General features: G+C 52.7%; 10 protein-coding genes. 1 reads left to right on the top strand and 9 read right to left on the bottom strand.

What is annotated here, in order from left to right; all coding sequences use genetic code 11:
- Positions 1–4: 4 nt before the first annotated feature.
- Positions 5–295, top strand: coding sequence for a DUF1540 domain-containing protein (locus ACJJID_RS13090; protein WP_444919867.1), 291 nt, complete (start codon positions 5–7; stop codon positions 293–295).
- Positions 296–380: 85 nt separating this feature from the next.
- On the opposite strand, the gene ACJJID_RS13095 is transcribed toward ACJJID_RS13090, so the two are convergent.
- The 9 genes from ACJJID_RS13095 to mrdA form a co-directional block, all read right to left on the bottom strand.
- Positions 381–2,096 (bottom strand): AMP-binding protein, encoded by a 1,716-nt coding sequence (locus ACJJID_RS13095; RefSeq protein WP_444919868.1) that lies wholly within the window; start codon positions 2,094–2,096, stop codon positions 381–383.
- 938 nt (positions 2,097–3,034) lie between these two features.
- A complete protein-coding gene (lipA, locus tag ACJJID_RS13100; RefSeq protein ID WP_152454678.1) occupies positions 3,035–4,018 on the bottom strand; it encodes a lipoyl synthase in 984 nt (327 codons plus the stop codon).
- A complete protein-coding gene (gene lipB / locus ACJJID_RS13105; protein WP_444919869.1) occupies positions 4,011–4,712 on the bottom strand; it encodes a lipoyl(octanoyl) transferase LipB in 702 nt (233 codons plus the stop codon). The genes lipA and lipB overlap by 8 nt, the downstream gene beginning before the upstream one ends.
- The gene (locus tag ACJJID_RS13110; RefSeq protein ID WP_152454680.1) at positions 4,712–4,993 is read right to left on the bottom strand and encodes an HP0495 family protein; all 282 of its coding nucleotides are present in this window, start codon (positions 4,991–4,993) and stop codon (positions 4,712–4,714) included. Before ACJJID_RS13110 ends, lipB begins: the two co-directional genes overlap by 1 nt.
- A gap of 174 nt (positions 4,994–5,167) precedes the next feature.
- The gene (locus tag ACJJID_RS13115; RefSeq protein WP_444922632.1) at positions 5,168–6,313 is read right to left on the bottom strand and encodes a D-alanyl-D-alanine carboxypeptidase family protein; all 1,146 of its coding nucleotides are present in this window, start codon (positions 6,311–6,313) and stop codon (positions 5,168–5,170) included.
- 397 nt (positions 6,314–6,710) lie between these two features.
- Positions 6,711–7,577 carry a septal ring lytic transglycosylase RlpA family protein gene (locus ACJJID_RS13120; RefSeq protein ID WP_444919870.1) on the bottom strand — a complete coding sequence of 289 codons (867 nt, stop codon included), beginning with the start codon at positions 7,575–7,577 and terminating at the stop codon, positions 6,711–6,713.
- A gap of 149 nt (positions 7,578–7,726) precedes the next feature.
- Positions 7,727–8,737, bottom strand: a complete 1,011-nt coding sequence (mltB, locus tag ACJJID_RS13125; RefSeq protein WP_444919871.1) for a lytic murein transglycosylase B — start codon at positions 8,735–8,737, stop codon at positions 7,727–7,729.
- Positions 8,738–8,780: 43 nt separating this feature from the next.
- Positions 8,781–9,926 carry a rod shape-determining protein RodA gene (rodA, locus tag ACJJID_RS13130; protein WP_444919872.1) on the bottom strand — a complete coding sequence of 382 codons (1,146 nt, stop codon included), beginning with the start codon at positions 9,924–9,926 and terminating at the stop codon, positions 8,781–8,783.
- Positions 9,919–11,811 carry a penicillin-binding protein 2 gene (gene mrdA / locus ACJJID_RS13135; RefSeq protein ID WP_444919873.1) on the bottom strand — a complete coding sequence of 631 codons (1,893 nt, stop codon included), beginning with the start codon at positions 11,809–11,811 and terminating at the stop codon, positions 9,919–9,921. The genes rodA and mrdA overlap by 8 nt, the downstream gene beginning before the upstream one ends.
- Positions 11,812–11,931 lie beyond the last annotated feature (120 nt).

The following is an 11,931-nucleotide window of genomic DNA, read 5'->3' on the forward strand; positions in this document are numbered from 1 at the left end:
AGCCATGATTATCGCGACAGATATGCCTGAAGTGAGCAGATGTGCCGCAACTCAATGCGCATACAATGCCAACGACACCTGCCATGCCAGAGCTATTACTATTGGTGAAGGCGCGGACCCGGATTGTGACACTTTCTTCACTAATTCCAGACACACCCGTAGTTCCCGCACCGCCGGTGTTGGCGCCTGCAAGATGGAAGACTGCAAGTTTAATGATGACTTCGAGTGCTCCGCAGATCGCATCGAGGTCGGACGCAATGGCAACTCAACAAATTGCCTGAGCTACACCCACTGAGCTGACTACTTTAAATAGTAAGCCTCAATAAAAAAGCCCGATAGCAGCTTGCTATCGGGCTTTTTTCTTTAGAAATTAAGCCGCCTCAATCCACCGCCTGCAAATCCGGCTGAGTTTTTTGTGGAGTTAAAGTATCTCGAGATTCCCAAACTACCCCCTGGGTATCAGCATATTGCTTAAACAACGGCTGATAATAGGATTCCAGCACTTTTCGCTTAATTTTAAGGGTCGGAGTCAGAAACTCATTGAGAGGGGTCCACTCCTCTTTACAGATAAAGATTGCCCGGATGCGCTCATGGTGCGGCAGGCGTTCATTGACTGATTCGAGCACACGCCGAAGCTGTTCATTGACGTCAGCTCTCGGCAGCTTTTCTGCAGACTCTGACAGGGTTGCCAACATCACCGGTTGATCCATACCATGCCCCAGCACACAAAGTTGTGCCAGAAGGGTTTCATTACCAAAATGTCCCTCCAACAAGCTGGGCTGGATAAACTTGCCTTTACTGGTTTTAAAGGTTTCTGAGATACGGCCGGTAATATGAAGCAGCCCCTTCTCATCGATAAAACCTGAATCCCCTGTGTGGTAATAACCATCACGAATAGCTTCAGCGGTTTTCTCAGGCTCTAAATAGTAGCCTTTCATCAGAGAGCCACTCTTGAAGAGAATTTCACCCTCATCAGAAATTTTTACCTCGCAACCGTGATAAGGCTTGCCTACAGTGCCTGGTACCGGGTCCTCACCTGGCATAACAAAGCAGCCATAGATAAAGTTCTCTGTCATCCCATAGCCATCGGCTATCTGCATGCCCATGCGCTCATACCAGCGCAGCAACTCGATAGAAATTGGCGAGGCCCCACTTACCAGCATTCGCGCTTGATCCAATCCGAGCCCGGCACGCACCTTATTTTTCAACCAGCTATTCAAGCCAGGGATGCGCAGCAATACGTTTTGCAACGCAGGCGGAATCTTCTCATCAATTCCCTCCTTAAACTTGGTCCACAGCCTGGGAACCGAGAAGAACATAGTCGGCTTGGTACGCTGCAAGTCTTCCAGGAAGGTATCCAAGGATTCGGGAAAGTGGACTGGCGTACCCGAGTAGAGGCAGTGGAATTCCACCAGAATTCGCTCGGCGGCATGGGCCAAGGGTAAATAGGAGAGCACACGGTCGCTCTCATTGAAGCCATAACCACGAATCATATTAGGCACAACAAATACCACGGATGACCAGGTGTGCATCACACCCTTGGGGTTACCGGTAGTGCCAGAGGTGTACATAATAGTGAAGAGGTCATCCTCAGCAAAAACAGGACTCTCTTCATAACGTTCATTAGAAGCAATAACAGCTTCGAGCTCTTCATTGCAATGTATTTCACAGCGCTGTATCGCTACAGAAGGTAGGGTGTCGGCAACCTCTTGCAGGGCGGCGTTGTTATCGGTCGCCCCACAAAATAGCAATTTCGATTCGGAGTGCTGCAAAACATAAGACATGGAGGAGGCGGATTGCCCCGGATACAAGGGCACGCTGACCATACCGGCGAGCATGATACCCACATCGACAATAATCCAGTCGGCACAGTTCTTACCGTGAATAGCAATACGATCACCGGGCTCGAAACGGCTGCGCAGGTAACCGGCTATACGCCTGGCCCTGTCCATTACTTCACGCCAGGAATAGTCCTGCCACTGACGACGCTGCATCTGTCGAAGAAATACCGTTTCTGGCTCTTCGGCCTCTCTCTTATAGAGAAGCTCTAAAGGCTGCAGGCCCTTAACCTTCTCGTATCGCTCTTCCGGGGTCATCGCTTTCTCTCTCATTATTGTGTTTATAGTGGTTTGATACTGACCAGCACTACAGGAACCTGTACTCAGGTACTCGCAACAGCTTAATTCCAGATAACCGGCTCATTAGACCGCAAAAATGAATCACCTTTTTAGTGCGCTTTAGTGCGCTCTGACCATCCCTTTCTTTGAGTGGGAACTGCTACAGAAATTAGGGCCAATCCCGGCTTATCATAATTATTTGGCCTAAAGTTACTGAATATGTCCTTCCAGTGCAATTCCCAGACGCCAAAGTAAGGTATACCATCCACACAAGAGTGTAGACTATATAGTCTAATCGCTGGGAAGGTTATATTGGTCCGCCTTTTTAAAAGATTAGGAAAAAAAGTATCTACAAATCCTTGATTTAAAGGTATACGCAAAATAAGAGCGAGCTTAGGGTTCTGCTATCTACCTCTCCCCTAAAAAGTGAAGTGTTTTATCCATATACACTCGTTCTAAATAAAAAATTTCCTCAATACTGCCTAAACATTTCACCAAACCTCTATCCGCAAACCCAGTGTACCGTTCCCGATTAGGGGAAAGCCTCTTCTCAGCCTTTAACTGAACCTAAAGATTTATACTTAAAAAATAGTAAAAAATGCAGGAAACCAATTAACCTTTATGGTTGCTTGAGATAGGGATACTGCTTAAAAAGATGGGCGAATGCCTCCAACACGCATCACCAGCACTGCGGATCTTTACCTTTTTCCACTGAAAATAAATAGGGTATCGTGAGTGAATAATCCCACAACAATCAAAAAAAATTTTTTGAGCTGGAAGTAACTGCCGAAACCTTCAACAGGTTGAAAACCTATATATACGATGGAATTAAAAAGATAAAAGTGAGGGGAAACTAAGTAAGATATATAAAAACTATTAAAAAGGGGAATCGCACTGCGATCCCCCTTAATTCAACTTTAACTCACCTTCTCTCCGTGAGCCTGCTTATCCGCATGGTAAGAGGAGCGCACCAGCGGGCCGCAAGCGGCGTGCTTAAAGCCGATTTGCTCGGCGTAGCGGCGGTATTCATCAAACTCATCGGGGTGAACATAGCGCTGCACAGGCAAATGTTCCTTACTCGGCTGTAGATACTGGCCGATGGTGAGCATATCAATATCGTGCTCGCGCATATCGTCCATTACCTGGAAAATTTCTTCCTTCTCCTCACCCAAGCCCACCATCAAACCAGACTTGGTCAACACATCTGGGCGGCGTTTTTTGTATTCCTGCAACAGCTTTAAGGACCACTTGTAATTAGCACCTGGGCGGGACTCGCGGTACAAGCGTGGCACAGTTTCCAAATTATGGTTGAATACATCCGGTGCCTGCTTTTCAAGGATATCCAGAGCGATATCCATTCGTCCGCGGAAATCCGGGGTGAGGATTTCCACTTGTAAGTTCGGGGAGAGATCCCGTGCTTCGCGAATACACTCGGCAAAATGCTGGGCACCGCCATCGCGCAGGTCATCCCGATCTACCGAGGTAATGACCACGTAGCGCAGACTCATCGCGGCAATGGCCTCCGCCAGATTCTTAGGCTCTTCCGGATCCAGAGGGTTGGGCTTACCGTGGCCAACATCGCAGAAGGGGCAGCGGCGGGTGCAGATTTCCCCCATGATCATAAAGGTGGCGGTACCGCCACTAAAGCACTCGCCCAGGTTCGGACAACTGGCTTCTTCACATACTGTCGAGAGCTTTTGAGAGCGTAGAATACTCTTGATTCGATCCACCTCTTTAGAGGCAGGCACTTTTACCCGAATCCAATCTGGTTTACGCAGCACGGTATCACTGGCAATGACCTTGACCGGAATACGCTCTACTTTATCGCCATCACGCAGTTTTTCCCCCTGCTGGAGGCGGCGGGTGCGCTTTACCGGCACCAGATCGGGTTTATCAGCCATTACTCAATTCCTGCTGTTCCGCGCTCAGTTGCGCCAATACGTTTTCTTCTAACGGCTGCCACTCCGCTGGGGGCAGCTCCAAAGTGCACAGTAACTCACGCACAAAATTTTCAGCTACCTGTTTCCAGGTAGGGACCTGCGGCAACAGCTCGACCATTTGCACCATTTGCATGCCGGCATAACCACAGGGGTTGATTCGAAGGAAGGGGGCTAGGTCCATATCGATATTGATGGCAATACCATGGAAACTACAGCCACGGCGTACACGCAGCCCTATGGAGGCAATTTTGTTGCCACTGCGCGGCCCTTCTAGCAGATAAACCCCTGGTGCATCGGCGCGGGGGGCGGCCGCAATACCAAAGGTGGCCAGCATCGCTACGGTGGCCTTTTCCAGGGCAGTCACCAAATCGCGTACGCCGATTTTGGCGCGGCGCAAATCCAACAGTGGGTAGACAACCAGCTGACCGGGGCCGTGATAGGTCACCTGGCCACCGCGGTCTACCTGTACCACCGGAATATCGCCGGTATTTAACAGGTGCTCCGCCTTGCCGGCCTGCCCCTGGGTAAATACCGGTTGATGCTCCACACACCAAATTTCATCCGCGCTGTTTTCATCGCGAAGGTCGGTATATCGAGACATGGCGCGCCAGACAGTCTCGTAATCCCGCCGGCCAAGGTTGCGAACAATGGCCATCAAAGCACCATATGTACCGCAGGATGAACTTTCAGCTCTTCAAAGAGGGCTTTGAGCTGATCCTCACCGGTAGCGAGGATAAAGAAAGTCATAGAAGTAAACTTCCCCGTGCTGCTATCACGTAGGGTAATGCGCTCTTCATCCAGGCCTGGGGCATGGCGGCGCATGACTTCCAGCACGAACTGGTGCGCTTCTTCATTAGCGTCACGCACTACTTTGACCATGTAGTCTTCGCAAGGGAATTCTATCTTCGGGGGATTCTGATTGGGATCTTGACTCATACCACTCTCCGGGACCGGCCTATAGACATAGAGAAAAGCTTAGGTGCAGCCGGGCGGCGATTATACAGCGAGCGCAGAGCAGTGGACAGGGAATGGCGGAGGAACTGGTCAGAGATGCGGGCGAGCCGGCCAGGGAGGCACTCTTGCCACCCCTAGCCAGTCAATTGAGCAAATTTAATTGAAAAAGCCCATGACAAAGCGCTTGATGGAATCCCACATACGCTTAAAGAAACCGGCGCGATCAACCTCTTCCGCAGCGACTGCTTTCACATCGGCAACCGTCTCGCCATCGAGAGTCACAACGACCTTACCAACTGGCTGGCCTTTCTCGACCGGAGCTTCCAGCTCACCGTCTACGATCAGATCCGCCTTGATACCCTCTTCACCACCGCGGGGGATAGTGACAAAGATATCCTTCTCAACCGCGATGCCGACGCTGGGCTCTTTACCGCCCCAGACACGCTCGCTCTGCAGAACTTCACCCTGACCATATACCTTATGAGTCTGGTAGTAGCGGAAGCCGTAGGCCAGCAACTTCTGAGTTTCGGAGGCGCGTTTTTCATCGCTATCGGTGCCTACCACAATGGCAATCAGGCGCATGCCACGTTTCATTGCAGAGGCTACCAGGCAGTAGCCGGCCTCTTCAGTATGGCCAGTTTTGATACCGTCCACGGCGGAATCACGCCACAGAAGACGATTGCGGTTGGGCTGGTTGATACCGGAGTAGCTGAAATACTTCTCAGAGTAGATATCGTAGTGCTCGGGGTGATTGGTGATCAGCGCACGGGCCAAAATACTCAAATCGCGGGCAGTAGTCATATGCCCTTCTGCCGGCCAACCGGTGGCATTGACGAAATTCGTATTTTCCATACCCAGAAGCTCAGCCTGCTGGTTCATCACCTCGGCGAAAACTTCTTCACTTCCAGAGACATGCTCAGCGAGGGCGATACTGGCGTCGTTGCCGGACTGGATAATCACGCCGCGCATCAGGTCCATTACCGGAACCTGGTCGCCAACCTTAACGAACATCTTCGAGCCGCCCTTGCGCCAGGCTTTCTCAGAGATACGCACCTTGTCGTCTTCTTTGATACTGCCTTTGATCATCTCTTCCGAGACAATATAGGCCGTCATCATTTTGGTCAGACTGGCGGGTGGAACCTCTTTATCAGCCTCGTGTTCTACCAACACCTGGCCGGTATTGGCATCCACAAGCAGGTATGAGGTGGCTGCCAGCTGAGGCGGAGCCGGAATGAGTGATTGCGCCTGGGCCAGGCCCGCACAAAGCAACAAAAAAGAGCAGGCGATAATCCGTGTGATCATAGGTGAGAGTCTCATTAATCCTCGTGTTCGTTGGCTGGCTGTTAACCCATTACTTATTTTAAGCGATTAATTCACGGTATAGGTTTGTCACCAAATGCCGCGAGCCAGTAATACATACAAAATACAAGAAAATTCGCGCCAGTGCGCAGTATTTTGTGAACGGCCATTCCTGTGACCGTCGAATCCAGTAGTGGTCACTTACCGCCGGGTAAAGGCCCTGCACCACATCTACAATTTAAGACTGGTTGCATAAGGCCTTTCAATAACCTGCATAGCTTTCAATAACCTGCATAAATAGTACAGCTCTAAAAATTACAGCTGACTATGCATGGCAGCAGTACATCTCTACAAGCGTGAATATTCACCGCTCAGACCGCTCATTTTTCCGAGCAAGACCTTATTCGTACACTATCTGGGGGTCTCCCAGTTGATTCCCTTGCACCGCTTCCCGCGCATTGGCCAGGGCTCGCTGCTGGGAAATCGGCCCTATACGCACCCGGTAAAACTGCTTGCCACTGCGCTCAACCGGACTGACAAAAACAGGATAGTCAATTGCTGCCGCCAAGCGAGCTCGAACTTTCTCAGCTTGGGCTGGGTTACTGTAAGCCCCCACCTGCAGGAAAGTATTTTCCGGCAGTCGGATACTCGTATCCTGCGGTAGACCACCATTTACATCGCCGGCCAAAAGAGTCTCAGTGACGGGCGGCAGAGTGTTGGGGTCCAGCGCCTCCACTTCGACACGGGCAACGCCCTTATTCACATAGCCCAACTTCTGAGCGGCGGTATAGCTCAAGTCAATAATTCGACCGTGGACAAAGGGGCCGCGGTCATTGATACGCACAATAATACTGCGCCCATTATCCAGGTTGGTCACCTTGGCGTAACTGGGTAAGGGTAGAGTTTTGTGGGCCGCGGACATGGCGTACATATTATATATTTCGCCATTGGCAGTGCGCCGACCATGAAACTTGGTGCCGTACCAGGAAGCCTTGCCACGCTCTTTATAGCCTTTGACAGCATTACGCACGTGATAGGTAACACCGTTGACCTTGTAGGGGGTTTTATTCCCGGCAGGCCCAATTGGCTCACGCACCGGTGTGGGTTCCGGTGTGGCAAGCATATTCACTGGTTTAGCCGGGCCGCTATCTTTGACCTTGTCAAAGTCTCGTTCGCCCTGTTTGGCTGGCTTGATTTGCGGGCCGCCACAAGCGACCAAAAACAAAGCGGCGAGTAAAAAGACTCGCCGTATATTGCGCTGAAACATAATCCCCCCGGCGCGCGGCAGCTCCAGGCTACCGTCTCCCAGCCGCTGTTATCTATGACTGCTCAGTGAAACAGAAAAATTTCGATTACGACTACCGCCATTAGTTCCCCAATTCTGGCAAATTTTCTCGGGGATTATTCGTGTATTAGTTAGCTTTTTCCGCCACGTGCCTTGACGATTTCCTGGGCCAACTCATTCACCGCCATAGCGTAGAGGCGACTGCGGTTGTAAGTGGTAATGGTGGAGAAGTTATTGAGCCCCAGCCAATACTGTTTGCCCTGCTCTGTCTGCAGGGAGAAAACGATCGCGGGCATTTCCGGCGCAACCTGGCTGGTCGCGTTAAAGCCCTTTTCCGCCAATTCACCGACAGTCCATTCGGGCTGCAGGGTATCGTTGACAATGGTCATATCCGCATTGGGGCGCGGGTTGGCCAACACGGTGGTTGGTTCGCCAGGTTTCCAGCCGTGCCTTGCCAGGTAGTTCGCGACACTGCCGATCGCATCGGTGGTGTTGGTCCAGATATCCACCTTGCCATCTTCACTGAAATCCACCGCATAGGCGCGATAGCTTGAGGGCATAAACTGGCCAAAACCCATGGCGCCCGCATAGGAGCCCTTCAGTGCGAGGGGATCCATACCCTGCTCGCGAGTCAGAAGGAGATAATTTTCCAGTTCTTTGGTGAAGAATTCAGAGCGACGAGGATAATTGAAGGCCAGGGTGGAAAGTGCATCTAATACCCTGTAGCCCCCCATGTTGCCACCGTAGCGGGTTTCAATCCCGATGATCGCAACGATCATCTCAGCTGGCACGCCGTATTTTTTCTCGGCTTCCGCCAGCGCTTCGGCATTCTTATCCCAAAAATCCACGCCACCAGCAATGCTCTGCGGTGTCAGGAAAAGCTTTTTATATTCATACCAGGGCTTGGCCTTTTCCGCGGGGCGCTTGATCGCCTTGAGGATGGAGTCCTTGCGCTTGGCATTACGCATCAATTCCTGCATCTCTTTGCGGTCAAATTGATGCTCTTGCACCATATATTCCACGAACTTTTGCGCATCGGCATTATCGCCGTGGCCGGGCTCCTGCGCACAGGCTGCCAGTACCAGCCCCATTCCAATCAAAAGTCCCGAGGTCCACTTCAAAACCACCGCTCCTATCTTCATCTCGCGTCTCTACATCCAGTTTTTTATTTACGCCGCATGTCCATTAAAAATGCACCCTGCGTCGCTCGGTCCCTACGGCCATGAGAATACCGAATCCCGCCATCAAGGTAATCAGTGAGGTGCCTCCGTAACTGATTACTGGCAAGGGTACCCCTACCACTGGCAACAATCCCGTAACCATACCAATGTTTACAAACACATAGACAAAAAAAGTGAGGGTTATACTCCCCGCCAGCAGGCGCCCAAAGAGATGTTGCGCCATAAAGCTAATATAGATACCGCGGACAATCACCAGCACATAGAGTAAAAGCAGCAGTAAAACACCGCGCATTCCCCATTCTTCCGCCAGCACCGCGATAATGAAGTCGGTATGACTCTCCGGCAGGAAATCCAGCTGCGACTGCGTGCCCTGCAGATAACCTTTGCCATAGATCCCCCCGGAACCGATAGCGGCTTTGGAATTAAAAATATTCCAACCGGCCCCGAAGCGGTCGTCGTTGGGGTTCAGCAACGTGAGGATACGCTGGCGCTGGTAGTCTCTGAGTCCCCACTGCCAGATTGGCCAGGCGGAAACCACCAAGCCCATGGCCGCTACCCCGATCATTTTCCAGCTCAATCCGGCCAAATAAAGCGCAAACAGGCCGGAGGCAGCGATTAGGATAGAAGTCCCCAAGTCTGGCTGGCGCACAATCAAAGCGGCCGGAATCGCCACAATGGCCAGAGCCCCTATAACAGTCACAAGAGATGGGGGTTGGGCACGCTGATGCAGGAAAGCCGCCACCATCATCGGCACCCCCAATTTCATCACCTCCGAGGGCTGGAAGCGAAAGCCGGCAATCTCCAGCCAACGCTGAGCGCCCTTGGCGCCGGTACCAAAGAGCAACACTCCCACCAATAGGGCACACCCCCCCAGGTAAGCCCAGGGAGACCAGCGCCGGTAAAAATCCAGTGGGATTTGCGCAACAATAAACATGCCGGTAAAAGCCAGACACATAAAAATAGACTGGCGTCGCACGTAAGTCATATCGCCGCCAGAGGCACTGTAGAGCACCCCTAGCCCCACTGCGGCCAGAACCAGCAGCAGCACCAGTAGCGGTACATCCATATGTAGGCGCCGCGCCAGGCTCACCGGTTTTCGAAGGCTACCGTGGGCATCGGACAGCCGGTGGGAAAAATCTCGGCTAGCCATTATCCGCCCCCTCAAACAATCTGGTTTCCTGTGCCGTCTTCTGCTGGGTATCCGGGCGCGGCACCCACTCGGCAAATACTTCACGAGCCACCGGCGCCGCCACTTTGCCGCCGCCCTCGCCGTTTTCCACCAGAACGGCCACCGCGATTCGAGGCTCATCCACAGGCGCAAAAGCGACAAATAAAGCGTGATCCCGATGGCGCTCTGCCAGGGCTTCTGAGTCGTAGCGCTCCCCCTGGGCAATGCCCACCACCTGGGCGGTACCGGACTTACCGGCAACACGGAAATTCAGCCCTTTGCCGGCACGTTTACCAGTGCCATTGCTGTGGTTTACCACCGCTTCCATTCCCTCAAAGACCAGGTCCCAATTCTCCGGGCGCGCCTCCAGGTTATGTAAAATTTCCGCGGGTTGTTCCACACCGTTGATACTCTTCACCATCTGTGGGCGATAGTGAGTACCGCGGTTGGCGATGGTGGCAGTCATCACCGCCAGCTGCAGAGGTGTCGCCAATACAAAACCCTGCCCCAGAACCGCATTCAGGCTGTCACCAGGAAACCAGGGCATACCTCGCGCACCGCGCTTCCAGTCCCTCGAAGGGAACAGTCCCGCGCGTTCCATAGGCAGATCGATACCCGTCTTGGAACCCAAACCAAAGTGGGTAGCCATATCGTGCATGCCATCGATATGCCAGCGGTGGGCCATATCCCAGAAATAGACGTCGCAGCTCTGCGCCATAGCCTGAATCAGATCCACTTTTTCTCCATGCCCCCAGCGCACATGGTCGCGGTACAGACGCGGATCATTGGGCAGCTTGTAGAATCCGGGATCCTTAATTTTGGTATCTCGAGTGATCAATCCGGCCTCGAGCCCCCCTAATCCCATCAGCGGCTTCAGAGTCGAACCCGGCGGGTATTGGCCCTGCACGGCGCGGTTAAAAAGGGGCACATCGAGGGAATCGCTGAGAGCGCGATAATTGGCAAAACTGATCCCGGTCACAAACAGGTTGGGATCGAAGGAGGGTTTACTCACGAAGGCCAATACGCCCCCGGTATTCACATCGATAGCGACAACCGCACCGCGTTGGTCGCCCAGGGCATCAGAGGCCACCTGCTGCAAATGGGCATCCAGGTGCAGGCTCAGGTTCGAGCCAGGCTTGGGGTCCTGGCGTTCCAGCACCCGCAATACCCGCCCGCGTGCATTGATCTCCACATTTTCATAACCCACTTCACCGAGCAGGGTTTTCTCATAGGAGCGTTCCAGCCCCACCTTGCCGATACTGCGGGTACCGCGATAGAGGCGCACGTCCTCTTTGGTGAAATTACTCAGGTCGCGATCACTAATGCGCCCCACATAACCGACACTGTGGGCAAACAGATCCCCCAAGGCGTAGTAGCGCACCGACTCAGCTTCTACGGAGACCCCGGGCATACGGAACTGGTTGACACTGATACGCGCGATTTCCTCTTCACTCAGGCGAAACCTCAGAGGTATCGGCTCAAACGGGCGGCGGCGTCCCAGACGCTTGCGAAATTTGGCCACGTCGCTGTCGTCGAGGCGGATCAGGTGACCGATCAATTCGAGGGTCGCGTCCAGGTCCTTCACCCGTTCGCGCACGATGGAGAGGTTGTAACTGGCGCGGTTATCGGCCAGCAGAATTCCGTTGCGATCGTAAATCAGTCCGCGAGTCGGGGCGACAGGGCGCACCTGGATACGGTTCTCATCGGACTGGGTGCGGTAGTCGTCGTAATTCACCACCTGCAAGTTATAAAAACGCGCAATCAAAACTCCCAGCAGTGCAATCACCCCTACAATGGCCACCAACATACGGTTGCGAAACAGTCGCTGTTCCGTGTGCGGGTCCTTGAGGTGATGATCGTGGGGCATTGGCGTTTTTTAAACGATTATGACTGGCGCGGGAAAAGACTAATTCGGACTACATTACCACAGCGAGCGCGCGGAGAGAGAATCCCAGTTGGCAAATCTCTCCGCACTTGGTCGCAAATG

It is taken from the genome of Microbulbifer sp. CnH-101-G (genome assembly GCF_052466775.1).